Source organism: Clostridium sp. YIM B02506 (genome assembly GCF_022324845.1).
In the GTDB taxonomy this organism is placed as follows: Bacteria; Bacillota; Clostridia; order Clostridiales; family Clostridiaceae; genus Clostridium_T; species Clostridium_T intestinale.
The window spans coordinates 26,214-46,544 of sequence record NZ_JAKGTG010000037.1; the positions used below are offsets into that span (position 1 = coordinate 26,214).

Genomic DNA, 20,331 nt, shown 5'->3' on the forward strand with positions numbered 1-20,331 from the left:
ATTCTTTATTTTTATCTACTTCTAAAAGACATTTAACTAGTTCTTAAAGTCATACTTTTTTACTTTGTTCTTGATTTAGAATATTCACTTGGACTAAACCCATATCGTTCTTTAAAACTCCTGCTAAAGTAACCTATGTTACTGTACCCAACCATACTCGCTGCTTCTTTAACCTTAACTTCTGATTTATCTAATAACTCTCTAGCTTTATCCATTCTCTTTTCAACAACGTATTCATATATATTTTTCCCAAATACTTTCTTGAAATTATTTTTAAGTTTTGTTTGGCTTATAAAGGCTAACTTTGAAAGTTCATTGATAGTTAAAGGTTCAACATAATTACTATCTATTATCTCCTTTATTTTATTTATATTTTGAAGATCTTCTCTACTAATGTTTCCTTCAATTTTCTGAATAACACTATTATCTTTTAAATCCTTTGCCATAGTAGTTAACAATTCAAGAATTTTCCCTTCTATATACAAAGGTTTTAAGCTTCCTGAATAATTACACTCTAAAATATCTTTAAGAATTAATTTACTCTTGAGTGACATAGATATCTTACTTAATTTTCCTACAGAAAAATCCGAAATAAATTCTTTAGTAAAATGTTCATCTATTACATTTCTAAATCTCTTTTCATCTATCCCCATTCCAAGTCCTATATATCTTTCCCCTGCATTCATTTGGCTTTTTGTAATAAATTCATAGCTATTATGTATAAAACACTCATTCTTTTCTAATATAAAACTTTCTTTATTATTTACATTTTTCCACTCAAAAAAATCAGAAACACAAAAGGATAAAAATAAACAATTAACCTTAGCAATTTCATTTAAAATAATGTTTTCATTAAAAGTAAAATCGCAAATAGTTATCTTCATACTTTCATTTGGAATAATTGAAGAAAAGTATCCTCTACCGAAATCTTTAGGCAATTCATAAAAATAATCATAACTATCTGAATTAAATATATTTTCAATATTATTTTTTTTGAGCCTATCTTTTTTATCTATAACTTCAACATAAGTACACATTTTATCATACATATTTATCCACCCCTTAAGGATATCAATTTTACATCATAACTAATTGAAAATTATTATCAACTAAATAGTAACCCTATGTCTTTATACTGTCAATGATTAAATGTAATTATTTGCCTAATAATCAAATAAAAAAGTGGCTACGCCACTTCGCTAGGGAACCCTATGGTTCCCTTCGACGACACTGCGTGTCTGAGCACCCTCCTTGACAGGCAGGGGAACACAACTTCCCCTGCACCCCTTGCATTTTTTATTGTATAGAAAAGAATGCACTTTCCTATACAATAAAAAAAGAAACCATTCAAAAGTCGCTTGAATAGTTTCTTATACAAAACTTAATTTTATTTTTTCATTAATCTTATGGGAATATAACCATCTTTAATTAGAACTTTCTTAGAGCGTACATCTTTTCTTGCTACTGGAACAGATCCATTAGGTGTATTTATAACTACATTTTGTTCATATATTATGAGTTCATCTTTATTTTCCTTATTAGTTTCAACATATAGTATTACGTGACCTTTTCCTTTACCATCATCTAAAAGAAGGGCATCAGCTGGTTTAATATCATCCCATGAAATTTTTTTAATATATCTTCCATCTATTTTTTCCTTTTTCTCTACTGCATTATATAGGGTTAAGGTAGTTTGTCTACTTATCCCCCAAGCTGCACTTACATAGCCCGAACAGTCATTACCATATAACTCACTACTATCTTTTATCTTTTTTAAAAACTCTTTGGCTGATGTTGCTTGGTATCCATCCATACTATAGGGTATTCCCATATAAGTTTTTCCTTTAGAGAAAGTAAACTTTGCACTTTTGTCATTTAAGTCATATTTAGGAGTCCATTTTACATTAGCCATTTCCTCTGCTTTTTTAAGAATTTCTTTTCTAGTAGAATCTGATATTTCCTTATTGCTTGAACCACTAAAAAGTATAAATACACAAAAAGTAATAAGTAATCCTATTGGTATTAAAAATATGTTTATTATGTTCCTATAACCTTTAGTTCTCATGTATTCACCTTACCTTAATACTAAATTTCTGTCTTTTCAATCTTATTCAACATAAGGTAGGTATATTCACTTATTAGAAATATTTTATGTTTACTACAATATACTTTTTATTCGTTAAAATCCATCCTTATAATATTCAGTTTCTTTAAAAGTAGTGTACAAATTAGATTTGTCTATAGCTATTGGTTCAATTAATATAGATGGTACATCTTTTTTCCCGTTATTTTTAATAGCATTGTGATCTATATATTTTCCTTCAACCAATTTTATAGCTGTCTCTATTGCTACCTTCCCGAGTTCTCTTGAATCTTTTAATACAGTCATGCTTTGTGTTCCTTGAATTATTCTTTGGATTGCAGCTAAATCGGCATCTTGCCCAGTAACTGCAACTTTTCCAGCTAGTCCTTGATTTTCTAATGCCTTAATTGAAGCCCCAGCTATTGCATCATTTGGTGATAATATAGCATCAACCTTGTTACCACTTTTAACCAAAGCCTCCTCAACTATTTTAAAGGCATTATCTGGATCCCAGCCCTTTACCACTTGATCTGTGACAACTCGAATTTCTCTCATAAAAATAAGCGGCTGAATATAAGTCATAGCTCCCTCTCTAAGTAGTCCTTCACTTGGTTCTCCTGATAGAAGTATATAATTACCTTTAGGTACATTTTTAGTTAAATATCTTCCTTGAAATTCTCCAACTCTAATTATATTAAAACTTATATATACATCTACATTTGAGCTTTTTATCAATAGATCATAAGCTATAACCTTTATTCCAGCTTCTTTAGCTTTATCAACTAATGATGCTTCATCACCATGATCTATAGACGTGATAATCAAAGCATTTACCCCTTCAGACATAAGCTTCTCTACAGCAATTCTCTGCTTTTCTATATTAAAATCATTAAATTCTATTTTTATATTAACTTCTCTAAGTCTTGCTTCTCTCTCCATTGCTTCTTTATCTCTAACCCATCTAGACTCTCTTTGATTAGGCAAAATAACTCCTATAAACACATGATGTCTTGCTCTTTTTATATTATTTTTTTCTAAACCTAATATATCAAAATTAATATACCTTATTGGAACACTAAAAACTTCTGGTTTTGATAAATACATATTTACCACCTATCTAATTTTTATCCTATAATTTAATATTCAAATTATAGACTTATAAGTACAACTTTCATTACCTAAATGAAACATTTTATGAAATTTATTAGCTTACACTAAAATAAACCCCATACATTATAAAAATGCGAGGTTTATTTGTTTAATTTGTTATTAAGTTGTTTTTCTTTCAATTAAAGTTATAGGTAAAATATTTTCAAGTTCTACTTCTTTATTTTCAATTTTATTTATTAATACCTTTATAAGAAGCTTTCCAATATCCTCTATTGGCTGTTTTATCGTAGTTAAAGGTGGAACTATTAAAGATGCTATATTAATGTCATCATAGCCAACAATTTTTATATCCTCAGGTATTTTTTTGTTAAATTCATTACCCACTTGAATTAGGGATGCAGCTATCATATCACTACTTGCAAACACTCCATCAATATCTGGATGTTCCTTAAAAAGTTTATATGCAAGTTTTTTATAGTTTTCAACTATATCAAGCTTCTCCTCCAAAACTATGTAGTTAACTCCTCTTTCCTTTACTACATCCATAAAAGCCTCATATCTTTTATTAGCTGGTGTACTTAATTTTAATGGACCACTTATATGAGCTATTTTTCTACATCCTTTATCTATTAAAAGGTTGGTTGCAAGTACTCCACCTCTATAATTATCAGAGGTTACAAAGGGTATATCCATAGAAAAATCTCTATCTATAGCTACAATAGGCAATTTTGAACTTAAATACTCTGATGGATCTAGGGTATGACTTCCTATTATTATCCCATCTACTTGATTTCTTTTAAGCATATCTATATAATCTTTTTCTTTTTCTTTCTCCTCATATGAGTTGCATATAAGTACCTTATAGTTTTCCTTATAAGCATAGTACTCTATGTAATTAGTTAACTCTCCAAAAAATGGATGAGCTACATTAGGTACTATTAACCCAATGATGTTAGATTTTTTCTTTAGTAAAGAACGTGCTACTTCATTTGGTTGATAATTAAGCTCTCTCATAGCTTCATATACTTTGTTTCTCGTAGCTTCACTTATATATCCTCTGTTATTTAAAACCCTTGAAACTGTTGTTACTGTAACCTCTGCTATCTTTGATACATCTTTTATAGTTGCCATAATAATTCCTTTCTTTAAACTATATATTCTGCTTCCTTTCCCTCATCATCTATATAATCTATTATAGCCTTATTGTTTTCAAGGTCTATAAATAAAGTGCAATACTTATCTCCTTTTTTCCAATTAAGTTTAACCTCTTTTTTTGAAGAATCTAAAACCTTAAATTCTCCGTTAAAAGCCTCATAGTTATTCCTAAAGTTTATAAGTTTTAAAAGCCTTTTTACAACATCTTTATTTATGGCTTTATCTATTTCTTCTAAGGTAAAGTTGTGACGATTAATTTCACGTCCTTCACCAGTTTCTTTCACTGCTTCAACGTCATTTTCTCCTGCTAAAAGCCCTACATAATAAACCTGAGGAATGCCTGGAGTAAAAAATTGAATAGCTCTAGCTGCCAAATAAGCATCATCATTACAACCTAAAACAGAATAATAGGTGCACCTTATTTGGTGTACATCAAAACCATCTTCATCTTTGTGTTCATCTGATAGAATAAGGCTTAAATTAGATCCTCTTTCTAAACATACATCAACAAGTTTTTTAGCTTCTTTTGTATCTATAAGTCCATCCATATCAGGTTTAACTGGTATTCCATCATGACAATCAAGCATAGTGAATTGTTTCTTTGGACGTATCTTTAGATATTCACAAAGTTTTTCACTAGATTTATTTACAAGTGTATCTAAAATCATATAAGGCAAAATAAAATCATATATCCAAAAATCTTTTTCAGCTAATTTATATTGAATAGAATAATGAGAATGAACTTCTGGAAGTAGTTCAATATCTAAAGAATCTGCTAATTCTTTAATCCAATTAAGAAATTCATAAATCTCTGGTTCTACAAAAAAGCAACTAGTACCTAACTTTTTAATAACATACCCTATAGCATCTAACCTTACTATTTTTACTCCATTTCTACTAAAATTTATAAAAAAATCTTCAAATAATCTTTTAACTTTAGGTGAATTTATATCTAAATCTATCTGCTCTGAGGGAGTTGTTTTCCCAAAAGTCGTCCATACCCTCTCTTCTTCACCAGTTTTTTCTATTTTAAATGTTGAATAAGGCACTTCTCTTCTTAAAAACATTTTGTTTATATCTTCTTTAATAGGCTCTCCATCTTTCCATAACTTATCTAAGGTTATAAATAAGTCAGCATGTTCTGATTCTCTTCCACTTTTTAAAAAGTCCTGAAAGTAGGAAGATTGTCTAGAAATATGATTAACCATTAAATCCACTAATACATCAAATTTTTCTCCTATAGCTTTTACATCTTCCCAGGTTCCAAAACTAGGTTCTATCTCTAAATAAGTCAATGGCGCAAAACCTCTATCTCCTGAGGATGGAAAAGGAGGTAAAATGTGAATTCCACCTTTAAAAGTATCAGAGAAATATTTTAATAATACGTTATTTAGTTTTTTTAAATCTCCACCTAATGAATCTGGGTAAGTAATAAGTTGTACTTTATTTTTAACTGCCATTCTTATTTCCTCCTAAAATATTATAAGTTATACAGCTTTTTTATTTCCTCTAATACAGGGAGCTCAACTACAGCCCCAGTAAACTTAAGTTTATATGCACTAACCCCAAGTCCTAAATCTAACGCTTCTCTTATGCTATACCCTTTTATAATCCCAGAATAAAACCCAGACCAAAAAGCATCTCCAGCACCCGTAGTATCTACTATGTTCTTTGCTAAAGTATCAAGCTTAATAGTTTCATTTCCATTTGAAATAAGTGCTCCTTCGGATCCTAAAGTCATTATCACAAGTTTTACCCCAAGCTTTAAAAACTTCTTAATTTGATTTTCATGGCTATCTTTGCCAAATAACCTTTCAGTATCATCTTCTGAAGGTTTTATAATGTCAACCTTACCTATTATTGATTTTATATATTCTATTCCCTCTTCACCTTTCTCCCATATCATAGGATGATAGTTGGGATCAAAACAAACTAACACTTCATTTTTTCTAGCTTCTTCTAGAATTTTTTCAACAGTTAAACGCGATGGCTTTTTAGAAATAGGCCAGCAGGAAAAATGTACTATTTTAGAATTCTTTAACCCTTTCTCTAAGGACTTATTATAATCAAGATGGTAATCTGCCTCTCTATAAAATATAGGAACTGGACTTGTTTTACTTTTTGTAACTAAAACCATACTAGTAGAATAATCAACTTTTTGAATATACTCTGTATTAATATCAGCATTTTTTAAATGATTAGTTAAAAATCTTCCAAGTCCATCATCTCCAACAGCTGATACAATAAGAGAATTAATGCCTAGTCTTTTACAGTTCATGGCAATATTAGCTGGCGAACCACCAAAAAACTTATTGTAACTATCACATTCAAAATCCTCACTATAGTCAGCAGTTATCATATCAACTAAGATTTCTCCTATAGTTAAAATATCATTTTCTTTATCCTTAAAATCTATTTTTTTATTAAATTTAAACATCATACCCCTCCTTATATAAAGGTCATATTATATAAAAAGTATACCTTTTCATAGAATATATGTCAAACGATTGACATATAAAAATATCTAGTAAAACCCAAGGGCTCTACTAGATAACTTAATTATTAAGGTTTATATGCTTCTTTTAATTTCTTAATATCAAACTTTTTCATTTTAAGAAAAGCTTCTGTAACTTTATCAAACAAACTATATAATTTTAGTTAAAAATCTTGCCATAAATTAAAGAATCATAATACCTTCCATCTATAAGATAAAAATCTTTTGATCTTCCTTCAAGTATAAATCCGTTTTTTTCTAAAGCCTTGGCTGAGCCAACATTTACATCAACTACAAAAGCATTAAGTCTATGTAAATCAAGATGCTTAGAAACATACTCATTTACTAGTTTTATAGTTTCCTCTCCATATCCTTTTCTCCAATGATCCTTATCTAAAACATATCCAATTTCAGCATGTTTATCTTCCTCATTAAATCCAAAAATCATGACTGTACCAATAAGTTCTTTTCCTTCTTTAGTAAAAATAGATGCATAAAGATGGGTTCCATTATTAACTCTTCTTATGATTTCTTCAACAAACCTATAGGTTTCCTCTTCACTACTCATAAGCCTCCATCCAATAAAACGGGAAACATCTTCATCTGAAGCATATTTATGTATTGCTTTCATGTCTTCTATTTTTACAGGTGCAAAATATATCTTATTTCCTTCTAGACTTTGAAAAATTTCTTTATTCATAACTCTCCCCCTAAAATTCTATCTTATATTAATCTACTAATAATTAGGTTAAATATCAAGTGAAGTTCTATTTTAAAAATCAAAAACTAGCTAGTAAACTCTTTAACTCCACTAGCTAGTAATTCTAAATCCTATAGAATACTAAATTTTCTTAACTGCATAATTTTCTGCTGCAGTATAAAGATAATAAGAAAGACCTACTTGTTGGCTTTCTAACATATTTCTATGAAAATCATCTTCTATCATAAACTTTGTTACATTAAGAAATGAATTTTCATCCATAGCTGTACCATGCTCATTCAAAAATGCTACATGCTCTTTAATCAACTCTTTTAATCTTTTATCATCTACTCTCCATCCGCTTTTTAATCCATTAATCATAGCCTCAGTAAATTGTTTTGCCTCTAGTGCTTGTTTATTAATCTTTTCTACATCAACATCGTTATTTTGAATCATATCATAACCATATTTATCTTTTAAATATTCATTTTGTTCTGAAATAGCCTCTGTCCACTCTTCTTTATTTAATCCTTTAAACATTTTAGTTTTATCCATAATTACTCCTTTCTTAGATAAGTCTATTGACTTTTCGATTGTGTCTAATATGCAATCCATTCTCTGCTTTTTCTCTAAAAGCATCTTATATTGCTTGGCCAAGAATTCAATTCGATTAGGTTCATCTTCTAGAGCCTTTTTAATATCCTCTAATGTAAACTCAAGCTCTCGATAGAATAAAATCTGCTGCAACAATTCTAATTCCTTAATACCGTATAATCTATATCCAGCATCTGTAATCTTGCAGGGTTCTAACAGACCTATTTTATGGTAATGATAAAGAGTTTTTATGGTCACTCCTGTTAGATCTGCAATTTCTTTAACTGTGTAATATTGCAATATTATCACCTCGAATATAATACTAAGCTCTTACCTAAGGTTGGAGTCAAGTATTTTTATTGTTTTTTATTTATGGATACACCTATTTCAGATATATTTAAATCTAATGGTTCAATATCAGCTTTCTCCCACGCCCTATATAGTTCTTGCTTTTTATAATCTCCTTTTAAAAATGCTATTCCACAATCTCCGCCACCTGCCCCTGAGGATTTAGCACTTCCATATCCTTCTCCAATAGAACATAAATCAGTTAGTTTTTTTGTTTCTATTGGAATACCAGCTACTTCTCCAAAGTTTTTTAAGGCTTTTCTATTTTCTGAAAGAGAACTAATACTATCTTCAAAACTATTATCATCAAAAGCTTTGATTAGATTATCTACAGCAATAGAACTCTCTTTTAAAAACTCCTTATATATATGAGGACTTTCTTTTTTAAAATTATCTACCTTTCGTATCATAGGGGAAGTTGAAGCTGTCTCTTTAGTCCATCCTACTACTAGTTTTAATTCCGAAGGAGGGGTTAATTTTCTAATAACTAGATTTCTCCAAGGCTTCTCCACAATATCTTTAATTTTATCTGAGCTCTCCAGCTCATTTAATAACCACTTTGAGTCAAATGCTGAATATTCAAGCCATCCACCGTAAACTCCAGCAGCTATATCTGCACCTGACCCATTTCCTTGGGTCTTTAAGTGAGCAATCGCAGAAAGCTTAAAGATTGTATCATGGTTAAGAAACTCATCTTTATTATGTAGTGCTAATATTGAGGAAACAGCTGCTACTACAATTGCTGCACTAGATCCAAGTCCATACTTTTTACCAGATGAGGCATCATCCAGTTGACTTTTTATTGATAACTTAAATGGAATAAGCTCAATTGAATTTTCTTTTAAAAACCTAACAACTATAGAGATTGAACTTCTTAAAAAACTTAACCTTAAATCCTCTATACTAAATTCTACATTCCCATCTTTAATTTCAAAAAAAACATCTTCAAGTTTAATATCTGGGAGAAATAATTGATTTTTAATGCTAGGTTCAATACTTCCCTCTACATACCTGTTTATTGCAGCTACTATGCACTTTTGATTTTTCTCCAGCACAGCATACTCCCCAGCTATCATAAGTTTTCCTGGAACCTTTATATTAATCATTAATATCTCCCCTCTCTCAAGTTAATATAATCCTGATAATACTTTTATAATCCATGGAGCTGAATAAAGAATCATAAACATAACCCCATAGTTAACTCCTAACCTATATAAAACCCCTGAAAAAATACCTATTAAAAGTACACCGACAATATTAATAACTCCTCCATCCATAAAAGCTAAAAGTAAAACTAAACTGAAAAATACTCCTAACATAGCTTCATGAGGAATCTTTTTAAATACGAAGGAACAAATCTTTTGAGAATACTTTACGGTGATAAAATAAGTAAAAGCTGATGCAATAACTGCTCCTATGAGAGTTGCAACAACAAAATCTGTTCTTGATAATATATGATGCATATTATTCTCTAATGTAAATACTGGTGGTGCATTAAATAATGGATTCCCTGGACCTAACGCTACGGGAGATAGTGGAATACCTAACGCTAGGAGAGGAATTAAAATTCCTGAAATATATGTTGCCTGTGCCAAAGCTTCCATACAAGAAACTGCAAGTGAAGCTTTTTCCACAGGATCTTTAACTCTACTTGAGAATAACTCCCCCAAAAAGGTGGTTAATCCTACTGGGCTTAGAAGAAAAGTAATTGATCCTATAAGTGAGGCTAATGTACTATAACCTACTTCTTTTTTAGTTAATATTTTAAAGGGATTTGGAAACTTCTTTATCTCCTCTTCCTCTTTTATATATATTTTCTTTGTATCATATTTTTTTAAGGCATCTCTTTTATCTTTATTAAGAAGTTCAAATAAACTTAAGATAACAGGTCCTATAGTAATACCTAAGAAAAAAGAAACAAAAACATTAGTTTCTTTAGGTACTGCATTTATTCCCCAATAAAGATATCTAAGTCCTTGAATTAAAAGCGCAAAAGGTAATATAGAAGCAAGTGCTATCCATCTTTTTTTGCTCATTAAAGCTAATACTATGGCTCCAACAAAAAATATAGCATCTCCATATTCCTTAATAGTAGTTGCAAATGGCACAATAAAACTTGCCAAAAATAAACTTACAGGTATAGAAACGAAAGTTCCTATTATAGCTCCTGAAGCAATCTTTCTTATGCTTGTATTAGTTAGCCCGTGCTTTTTAAGCACCATCGCATGCTCAACCATTGGCGTAGACATAACACCTGCTGGTATTCCTGCAATAGAAACAGGAACTGCATCAATAAGCTTACATGCAACTATTGCCGAAATAAAGAAAGCTAAAACCACAACAGGTTCTACTCCTGATAAAACAAGTACTAATATTACTGGAGCAATGGTTGCAGTTTCATCTGCACCTGGAGCTGCTCCAATTATAGAATAAATCACCGCAGCTAAAGCTGCTGCTAGTATCATCTGTATAATTAAACTAATATCCATCCTAATTCTCCTTATCTTCCTTAACAAATATCCTTTTAGGCTTTATTAGAACAGAGCAAACAACAAACCCGATAATTGCACCGCCTAAACCAAAAAATAATGGCTTAGGTGGTTCATTTGGCGCAATAAAGTATCCTCCAAGGGTAGTAACACTACATATTACAAGCGCCTTAACTAAATCCTTAATATTTACAACATCTTCCCAAATTTCGATATTAACCTTTTTTTCATCTATATACTTCATAATTAAACTCCTATTATTCTAAATAAGTAACTCCTGAACCTGGATGACAAACTAAAACCTTCATAACACTTGAAAGTTTTAAAAGAGATTCATATACCATATTTTCATTCTCCTTAAGACAAAGCACCTTAACATTTGCTCCTGCATCTATGGTGAAAAATGCTGGTATACCTGACTCTCTTAGATTTTGAATATGCCCCATAACTTCTAGAGTTCCATGTTCCCAATATAAAACAGGTGGTTTTGCTCCAAGCATTGTAGCATGCATCTTTAGAGCATTTTCTTCTGCTATATTTCCTAGTCTATAAAAATCTTTTAATCTTATTGCCTCTTCTGCTATTTTAATATCTTTTTCTACAGTATCTAGCCACCCTGAATAAAAAGGTGAGGTTTCTACTGTACGCTTCATTCCTTCTCTACTAGAAACCTTCTTTTTCCCTGAGGCTACCATTACTGAAAGTATGCTTATATCCCAATCTTTTTCTGATAACAGCCTAACTCCATGAGAATCTGTTCCATCAATCTTTTCACCTTTTTCCCATTTAACATATCCGCCAAAAATTGATCGACATGCAGAACCTGAACCTCTACGAGCTAATATTGATAAATCTCTTTTGTTTAAATCTAAACCCGCTGCCTTTGAAGCTGCAGCTGCTAATGCTGCGAATCCAGAAGCTGACGAAGCAAATCCAGCAGCTGTTGGTACTTTATTTTCAGAATTAACTTCTGCATATAATTTAGTTCTTGATAATTCTCTTACAACATCAAGAAACTTTGATATTTTTTTCCGTTCCTTCTCTTCTGTTTCCTTATTATTTAATATAAAAATATCATTTTTAAGATATTCTTTAAACTCAACTGAAGTTATGGTATAAAATCCATCTAAGGTTATTGATATACTGCTATTCATAGGCAGGATTAATTCATTATCTCGCTTTCCCCAATATTTAATTAATGCAATGTTTGTATTAGCTTTTGCCTTAGCTTTCATTTAGTTTAATCCTCCATTTTCTCGAAAGTATAAAGTTTATTTTCCTTGGTAGAGAAACACCAGCTTTTAACTGCGCCAGAATTTATTAATTCTTGTGAAATTAAATTCCCATCCTCTAAACTATTTGAAAGTGCAATTATACAACCGCCTAATCCTCCCCCAGTTAATTTAGCTCCCAAGGCTCCATTTTTTCTAGCAGTTTTTATTAATATATCTAAACTTTCATCGCTTACACCCATATTTTCAAGTATATCTTGGTTAGAATTAAGTAGTTCACCTAATAAATCCATATTTCCAGCTAAAAAAGCTTCTTTGCCTTTTTCAACAAGCTTTCCCATTTCATCTATATAAGATTCCATTTTATGAGGATTTAATAAACGTCTATGGTGTACATTTTCTACAGCCTTACGTGTATCCCCAATCTTCCCACTATCTCCTACTACTATATAAAATGGTTTAGCACTTTTAATATACTGAACCTTATTGTCTTTTTTAAAATATATAGCTTCCTCACTAGATACCACTTCCATATCAATACCACTTGGGTTTCCATGGGCATATTTTTCGCCTATATTCACTAAATAAAATAATTGTTCTTTAGTAAGATTTTGTCCATAAAATGAAAATAAACTTCTTACTATAGCTGTAGCAATTGATGCACTTGAACCTAAACCTCTTCCTATTGGTATTTCTGAATAAATATTAATAAGAAGTCCTTCATATGGTTTATTTAAAATATTTAAAGCCTCCTCTAAAACCAAAGAAAGCCCTCTAAGCTTAACTGGCATATCGTTAATATCACCAGTATAAATTGATGATTCGAACCTTATGCCTCTATCATAGTTTTTTGTGGTACATTTCACCTTAAGTGGAAAAGGAATTGCTATGGCAGGTTTACCATATACAACTCCATGCTCTCCGGTTAAAATTAACTTACTATGTGAATACCCTTCACCTATATCCTTTAATTTCTCATTCATGTCTTCACCTTTTATAATCCACAAGCTCTTTAAGTTCACCTTTTATTCTAAAAGGTACACTTTTAAGCTCTTCTATATTCTTTTTACCTAAAAGAAACATCATTACTTTAGATTTATATATAATATTTTGAAGATACTCAAGTGCACCTTCATAACCACCATCTAAAAATGACTTTAATATAGGACCACTTATACCAGTCATATTGGCACATAAACATAAGGCCTTTATTACCTCATCAGAAGCTTTAACCCCACCGCTACACACAATATTTAAATCATCACTTAAACTTCTTGCTTCAATAAGACTTAATGCTGTAGGTATTCCCCAATCAAATAGTTCATCAAAGTGAAATTCTTTATTTCTTTCACTTTCAATTTTAATGAAATTTGTTCCCCCACTTCCTCCTACATCTACGTACTTTACGCCAACTTCTAAAAGCCTCTTGACTACATCTTTTGACATGCCAAAACCTATTTCTTTTACTATTACAGGTTTATCTATTTTTTTAACTATATTTTCAATGTTTTTTAAAACACCTTTAAAGTTTCTATCTCCTTCAGGCATGCATATCTCTTGAGCAGGATTTATATGAATCTGAATCCCATCAGCCTCAATCATATCTATAGCTTTTTTAACATCATCTATAGTTGAAAAAGCATTTATATTAGATAAAACAACCCCATCTTTTAATACTTGTCTTACAACTTTAAAAGAAGCTGAGTAATTTTCATCATTAACAGCTATTGCTTGAGATCCAACTGCCATTGGTATGTTTAATTCCTTTGCAACCTTTGCAAGATTACTATTTATTTTTACAGCATCATTAAACCCTCCTGTCATGGCATTAATCATTACAGGAAAGTTTATTTGTTTACCTAAAAAACTCACTCTTGTATCTATCTCATTAAAATCAATCTCTGGTAGTGAGTTGTGCTCTAAATATATATATTTAAAATAATTATTTCCTTCAAAATCACCTTTAGAAAAATGCTTAACATGTTCCTTTTTTCTTAAAGATCTTATTTCACTTTTGGACGTTAAATCTTCCATAATCACATTTCCTCCTCTAAAATATTGATTATATCTCTAGCCTTGTTGTGAGGATTTACAAACATAATAGCATAGGGAAATTAGTTTGTAAATGATAAATATTATCATTTAATATTAAATAAAAGGTGTTGCAAAGTAATTTTGCTAACACCTTTCAAAGTCTATTTCTATTTTACATCATTTTGCCATATATACACATTACAAATAATTATCTTTTTGATTATATTTTTAGAAGGCAGTTCTTCCTCTTAAACATTTATCTATTAATTTCTCATACCCACATAATAGAATACATCCAACTCCATAACACAATATATCTTTCCAATCAAATACTGAACCTATTACTATTCTAGCAAACCTATTGTCTTGTAATCCCAATACCTCAACTAATTTAAAATATTGAAGTATCTCAACAAAAGATGAAAATATAAATATATACAACGGCATTAGTTTAACTTTATAGGGTACAAATATTTTAACAAAACAATATAATAAAATCACAACAAGTATATCTCCAACATAGGGCCTTATAAAATCATCATGAACATATACCGCAATTAGAACTTCTGTTATAAAAAATATAATAAAGGCTACCCAATATTTAATTCTGCTATAAATAAATTTTTCTCTACTCATTTCTTTTCACCCATTAAGCCTATATAGCTAGACAACCTTACTTCCATGTATTTCATTAGCCCCTATATATTCTAATATTAAATCTCTATTTTCTATATTTACACCTTTACCTGGCATAATAACAATTCTTCCATCTGCATAATCAACTAATTCTTTTAAAAAATTCTTGTTGCTAATTGCATTACCAGTTCCACCTTTAGTAAGAATTCTATCAACTTTAAGTTCTACAAGTTCATCAATAGCTTCTTTTTTGTCATCTATTTCATCAAAAGCCATATGAAAAGTAATTGACATAGGCTTAGCTATAGAAATTAGTTCTTTAATTATCTTTTTATCGATTTTAAAATCCTTAATTGCACCTATAACAACCCCATGGGCTCCTAAATCCTTTGCTATCTGAATATCATATTTCATTATTTCTAGTTCTTCATCATTATATATAAAGTCTCCACCTCTTGGTCTTATAATAACCATTACAGGAATGCTTAATTTCTCTACAGTTTTTTTTATGGTACCATAACTTGGAGTTGTTCCGTCCTCCATAAGATTATCACATAGTTCTATTCTATCTGCACCTTTTTCAAAAGCTAATAGAGCTTCCTTATAATTTCCAACACAAGCTTCATATATTTTCATTTTATCCCTCCAAAGTCCTATCTAAATCATATCTAATATTATAACATCTAAGTCTCTAAAACAATAAAGGATTGTTATTATCCTAAATACATAATAACAATCCTAGTTCTTAACTTATTAAAGGGAAAATAACTTTTCCCTCACTTATATTATACCATATTAAAAATCTTAATATAAGACTTATACTGGCACATTTTTAGGAGTATCATAGAAAAGCTATCATACATTGAAAGGGGATTTTGAGATTGAAAAATAATTATGATCACTTAGGTTTCGAAAACAATCGCTTAAATCAAACTATATCAATAGCTGAAGAGCAACTCTCTTCCTTAAGAAAAAATAGTGAAAAGGTTCGTGAAGAAATACTTGAAGCTAAAAAACAGCTTAGGGAAGAAACAAATCACTCTTTATCTAACCTTTGGGTAAAGGATAATTTTTATGACCTTATAGAAATAGGACAATATGCTAAACCTATATCTCATAAAATTTCTGAATATGAAGTGGAAGCTGCTAAAATAATGGCGTTAGAAAAACTGCTTAACTCTCCTTACTTTGCTCGTATTGATTTTAAATTTCAGGATGAAGATGAATATGAGAATATATATATTGGTCGTTCTTCTCTTATAGATGATGATTCAAGTGAAATTTATGTTTATGACTGGCGCTCCCCAATATCAAGTATATTTTATCGTTTTGGAATAGGTGAAGCCTTTTATGAAGCTCCATCTGGGAAAATAACAGGAGAAGTTAATCTAAAACGTCAATATGAAATAAATAACGGTAAGTTAGAGTACTTTTTTGATGCAGATATACAGATTATAGATGAGTTTTTAAGAAAAATGTTATCTCAAAACACTTCCTCTAAAATGAAGACAATAGTTGAAACAATACAAAAAGATCAAGATATGATTATAAGAAATATGGAAATGGATTTAATGATGGTACAAGGAGTTGCAGGAAGCGGGAAAACTTCAGTTGCACTACATAGAGCAGCTTACCTTATGTATCAAGGTTTATCAGATAAGCTATCTTCTAATAACATACTAATTATTTCACCTAATACCCTATTTGAGCAATATATATCAAATGTACTTCCTGAACTTGGTGAAAAGAACGTAAACTCTAAAACCTTTGAAGAATTAATTATCAATATTTTAAATGGTCCTAAAATAGAAACTAGGAATGAACTTTTAGAAACACTACTTTCATCTAATGATAACTTGACAAAAAGCAGTATGGAATTTAAATGTTCTAGTGAGTTCGTTGAGATACTAAATCGCTTTATTAATGATTTACCTCGAAAATGGATAGATTTTAAAGATGTTTATTATGATGGAAAACATATATCAAACAGACAACTATCAAAAAATAGAATACTAAATGAAAAAAGAGCAATAACTTTAAGTTCACGACTAAAGCAATTGGAAGCATCAATTCTTGAAGAAGTTCATAAAAATCATAAAACCCGCCTAGAAAAGTTAACAGACTTTGTAACGACTTATAAAGAACATTCATTTGAACTTGAAGAAACAGCTCGTATGTTATCTATTTATGAAAGTACAAATTTAATTAAAGAAATACGAAAGTTTACTAAACTAAATCCTTTAGAATTATATAGAAAACTATTTACTAACAAAAGCTATTTTTATAGTCTATCAAAAGGTATAGATTTACCAGAAAATATTGAAGACATACTAGACTTTACCTTTAAAAATCTTAATAATGATGTATTATCTTATGGGGATGCAGTAGCACTTTCTTTCTTAAGTTTAAAACTAAATACAAACAATGGGTACAGTGAAATAAGACAGATAGTAATTGATGAAGCTCAAGATTATTATCCTATTCATTTTAAAATATTAAACTTACTATTCCCAAAATCAAGATACACAATTTTAGGAGATATAAATCAAACCATTGGAAAACAAGAAAATTTATCCCTATATGAAAGAGTAAATAAAATATTATGCAAGAAAAAATCCACCTTAATTACAATGGATAAAAGTTTCCGATCTACTAGTGAAATACTTGAATTTAGCAAGAAATTTCTTAATGATGATTTTAAAATCAATAGTTTTAGTAGAAAGGGTAACTCTCCTATAGTTCAGTCCTCTTCAACTTTAACTGAACTTAAAGATAATATCATAAATGAAATTAAAACCTCTAGAGAAAATAACTATCAATCTATAGGCTTAATATGTAAAACTGAAAAAGAGGCATCTTCATTATATGAAATCTTAAAAGATGAAATCCAAATAAAACTTATTAAAAGTGACAGCATGGCTACTTTAGATGGAACCTTTATAATTCCAATATATCTTTCTAAAGGTTTAGAGTTTGATTCTGTATTAATATTAAATACTGATAAAAACACCTATTACTCTAAAGATGATAAAAATCTCCTCTATATTGCATGCACTAGAGCCCTTCATAGACTTAGCTTATTCTATACTGGAGAAATAAGTCCATTACTTTAATTACGCTAAAAATGAAAGGAGGAATACTATGATTTTTGAAAAGATAGCTAAAATTGTTGGTGAAGTTATTAATATTGACTACGAAGACATCACAGCTGATACTCAATTAACATCTGATCACGGAGTTGAACCAATCAGTATTGCAAAAATAGTTATTGAGTGTGAGAAAAAATTTAAAATAACTATTCATGATGAGGATGTTCATACTTTCAAATATATTAGCAATATTGTTAAATATATTGAAGATATACTAGATGAAGATTAACAATAGATTTCCTTAAAATAAAAGAAAGGAGTATATTAGATTTATTATTTAATCTAATATACTCCTAATTATTTTTTAGCTTTAGAAACAGAATAAAAAATATCTGATATAACTTGTTGAGACACTTCTCATTCCACATTGGTTTCTTTCATTACTTCCCCATATACGTCTGCAAGCTCTAAATTTACCTTTTCAATAAAATCTCCCTCTATTTCTTTTTTCATAATACATTCCTGATTATCCACTAATCTTATAGGTAAATTTACTAAAAACTCGCTTCCCTCATTTATTTTACTGACTATTTGTATATCTCCTTCATGGAGTTCTACAAAAGATTTTACAAGAGATAAGCCTATACCTGTTCCCTCATGATTTCTTCTTAACGTCTTATCCACTTGCATAAATCTTTCAAAAATTAATTCTAATTTATCTTCTGGTATTCCAATTCCATTATCCTTTACAGATATTATAATAGAATCCTCTGTATTTGATATAGATACGTATATCCGCCCTCCAGTATCCGTAAATTTTAATGCATTTGAAAGGAGGTTTAACATTATTCTTTCTATTTTATTAGGATCAACTGCTACTATCTTTTCTTCCACATAGGTATCAAATATAAGCTCTATTCCCTTATTTTCTGCATAAGGTATTACAGACATCGTAATATTTTCAATATAGCTTATAATATCAATATTTTGTAGTTGAAGAGTTATAAAACCTGAATCTAGCTTAGTTACATCTAATATGTTATTTATAAGTCTTGTAAGCCTATAGCAATTTTGCTTCATGCTCTTAAGATACGCTTTCTTTTTTGAGATTCCCATTGGTTCATCATTTTCAATATATATATTAAGCAATTGAACCGATGAAAATATTATATTTAAAGGTGTTTTAAACTCATGTGATATATTTGAAAAAAAGTCAGTGATGTATCTATTGTATTCTATTGTTTCATTTAATAAGGCAACATTTCTTTTTACATCTTCTTTTAACTCCTGAACCTGCTTTATTGGAGTAATATCCCTCATTGTAGTTAATATGGCTGACTGCTTATCATATATACAGTAGGTAGATATATTGTGGAGGACATACTCTTCTCCTTCACTATTTTTTATAACTTCTTCAAATGAAATATTCGTATACTTATTTAATAAGATTTCTTTATAATAACTATTTGAAACCTTATCCTCTTTTTTATATCCTGAATCAATAACATACTCATACTTATGAGCACTATCATCCCCTTGATTAACCCCAAATAGATTTAATGCTTTTTCATTTAGAAATAGTACCCCTTTTTCATTATGAATAATGATAACCTCTGAAGAACTTTTAATTAATAAATCATAACAAGCTTCATTTTGTATCATCATATCCTCTATATAATTATGCTGCTTTAGTTGTATCTCTAATTCATCCTCTAATGCTTGTATCTGCTTTTGCTCAGATATCACATAATTACCTAATATCCAAGCCATTACTCCAAATATAACGCACATGAACAAATCATTTTCAAATCTGTAGCTTTTAGTTATATCAGTAATATTATAAATTAAACTTAATCCCAAAACTATAAATGATGAAATTCCAGCTATTTTTAAACCATACCTTTTCCCAAAAGAAATGGTTGATGAAATAATAATAACCATAAACATAACCTTATACTCACCACTGCTATTATTTTTATTTAATATCATTAAAGCAGAAGTTAATATAATAAAAATACTATCTTCAATAATCTGATTATGATAACTTTTTCTCTTTACTCCAATATAAGAAAATAAAAATCTCAAAAAAAATCCTATTCCAATTGAAATAGGAATAGTAGCCACCTTAAAGAAAGGTAGATACTCCATAACATTTATATCAACTAAATTTTTTTCTATATAGCGTTTGTTACTATTTAATAATATAATTGCAATTAAAATCGTGTATTTTAAAACTGCTAATATAAGAATATTATTATTAGTATTTTTACTTTTTATATATTGCACTTTTTGACCCAATGTCATTAAGTTAGTCATTGAACATATTTGATAATTTATGCAGAGGATATCTACCGGAATATAAGATAC

At 29.6% G+C, this 20,331-nt stretch carries 19 protein-coding genes; 2 read left to right on the forward strand and 17 right to left on the reverse strand.

Going from position 1 to position 20,331, the window contains the following annotated elements:
- Positions 1-59: 59 nt before the first annotated feature.
- The 16 genes from L1S49_RS20180 to L1S49_RS20255 form a co-directional block, all read right to left on the reverse strand.
- Positions 60-1,049 (reverse strand): AraC family transcriptional regulator, encoded by a 990-nt coding sequence (locus tag L1S49_RS20180; RefSeq protein WP_238907142.1) that lies wholly within the window; start codon positions 1,047-1,049, stop codon positions 60-62.
- Positions 1,050-1,387: 338 nt separating this feature from the next.
- Complete coding sequence (locus L1S49_RS20185; RefSeq protein ID WP_238907143.1) at positions 1,388-2,065, reverse strand: hypothetical protein; 678 nt, start codon at positions 2,063-2,065, stop codon at positions 1,388-1,390.
- Positions 2,066-2,179: 114 nt separating this feature from the next.
- A complete protein-coding gene (locus tag L1S49_RS20190) occupies positions 2,180-3,187 on the reverse strand; it encodes a substrate-binding domain-containing protein (protein WP_238907144.1) in 1,008 nt (335 codons plus the stop codon).
- Positions 3,188-3,352: 165 nt separating this feature from the next.
- Positions 3,353-4,324 carry a LacI family DNA-binding transcriptional regulator gene (locus tag L1S49_RS20195; protein WP_238907145.1) on the reverse strand — a complete coding sequence of 324 codons (972 nt, stop codon included), beginning with the start codon at positions 4,322-4,324 and terminating at the stop codon, positions 3,353-3,355.
- Positions 4,325-4,338: 14 nt separating this feature from the next.
- Positions 4,339-5,808 carry a sucrose phosphorylase gene (gtfA, locus tag L1S49_RS20200; RefSeq protein ID WP_238907146.1) on the reverse strand — a complete coding sequence of 490 codons (1,470 nt, stop codon included), beginning with the start codon at positions 5,806-5,808 and terminating at the stop codon, positions 4,339-4,341.
- A gap of 20 nt (positions 5,809-5,828) precedes the next feature.
- Positions 5,829-6,785: a sugar kinase gene (locus L1S49_RS20205; protein WP_238907147.1), complete on the reverse strand. Its 957-nt coding sequence runs from the start codon at positions 6,783-6,785 to the stop codon at positions 5,829-5,831.
- A 217-nt stretch (positions 6,786-7,002) separates the two neighbouring features.
- On the reverse strand, positions 7,003-7,542 hold the full coding sequence (locus tag L1S49_RS20210; RefSeq protein WP_238907148.1) for a GNAT family N-acetyltransferase: 540 nt from the start codon (positions 7,540-7,542) through the stop codon (positions 7,003-7,005).
- 141 nt (positions 7,543-7,683) lie between these two features.
- Entirely contained in the window at positions 7,684-8,436 is a 753-nt protein-coding gene (locus L1S49_RS20215) for a MerR family transcriptional regulator (protein ID WP_238907149.1), read from the reverse strand.
- 56 nt (positions 8,437-8,492) lie between these two features.
- The gene (locus L1S49_RS20220) at positions 8,493-9,590 is read right to left on the reverse strand and encodes a phosphomevalonate kinase (protein ID WP_238907150.1); all 1,098 of its coding nucleotides are present in this window, start codon (positions 9,588-9,590) and stop codon (positions 8,493-8,495) included.
- A 21-nt stretch (positions 9,591-9,611) separates the two neighbouring features.
- Positions 9,612-10,973 (reverse strand): tripartite tricarboxylate transporter permease, encoded by a 1,362-nt coding sequence (locus L1S49_RS20225; protein ID WP_238907151.1) that lies wholly within the window; start codon positions 10,971-10,973, stop codon positions 9,612-9,614.
- Position 10,974: 1 nt separating this feature from the next.
- Positions 10,975-11,217, reverse strand: coding sequence for a hypothetical protein (locus L1S49_RS20230; RefSeq protein ID WP_238907152.1), 243 nt, complete (start codon positions 11,215-11,217; stop codon positions 10,975-10,977).
- Between the two features lie 13 nt (positions 11,218-11,230).
- Complete coding sequence (gene mvaD, locus L1S49_RS20235) at positions 11,231-12,208, reverse strand: diphosphomevalonate decarboxylase (RefSeq protein WP_238907153.1); 978 nt, start codon at positions 12,206-12,208, stop codon at positions 11,231-11,233.
- A 5-nt stretch (positions 12,209-12,213) separates the two neighbouring features.
- On the reverse strand, positions 12,214-13,188 hold the full coding sequence (gene mvk / locus L1S49_RS20240; RefSeq protein ID WP_238907154.1) for a mevalonate kinase: 975 nt from the start codon (positions 13,186-13,188) through the stop codon (positions 12,214-12,216).
- Positions 13,189-13,192: 4 nt separating this feature from the next.
- Complete coding sequence (gene fni, locus L1S49_RS20245; RefSeq protein ID WP_238907155.1) at positions 13,193-14,239, reverse strand: type 2 isopentenyl-diphosphate Delta-isomerase; 1,047 nt, start codon at positions 14,237-14,239, stop codon at positions 13,193-13,195.
- Positions 14,240-14,467: 228 nt separating this feature from the next.
- The gene (locus tag L1S49_RS20250) at positions 14,468-14,875 is read right to left on the reverse strand and encodes a DUF2809 domain-containing protein (protein WP_238907156.1); all 408 of its coding nucleotides are present in this window, start codon (positions 14,873-14,875) and stop codon (positions 14,468-14,470) included.
- Positions 14,876-14,902: 27 nt separating this feature from the next.
- Positions 14,903-15,511: a copper homeostasis protein CutC gene (locus L1S49_RS20255; protein WP_238907157.1), complete on the reverse strand. Its 609-nt coding sequence runs from the start codon at positions 15,509-15,511 to the stop codon at positions 14,903-14,905.
- Between the two features lie 245 nt (positions 15,512-15,756).
- Between L1S49_RS20255 and helD the strand changes: the two genes are divergently transcribed.
- Positions 15,757-17,988, forward strand: a complete 2,232-nt coding sequence (gene helD, locus L1S49_RS20260) for an RNA polymerase recycling motor HelD (protein ID WP_238907158.1) — start codon at positions 15,757-15,759, stop codon at positions 17,986-17,988.
- A gap of 28 nt (positions 17,989-18,016) precedes the next feature.
- The gene (locus tag L1S49_RS20265; protein ID WP_238907159.1) at positions 18,017-18,253 is read left to right on the forward strand and encodes a phosphopantetheine-binding protein; all 237 of its coding nucleotides are present in this window, start codon (positions 18,017-18,019) and stop codon (positions 18,251-18,253) included.
- 128 nt (positions 18,254-18,381) lie between these two features.
- On the opposite strand, the gene L1S49_RS20270 is transcribed toward L1S49_RS20265, so the two are convergent.
- Positions 18,382-20,331 (reverse strand): PAS domain-containing sensor histidine kinase (locus L1S49_RS20270; protein ID WP_238907160.1); only part of this gene is annotated, 1,950 nt, incomplete at its 5' end.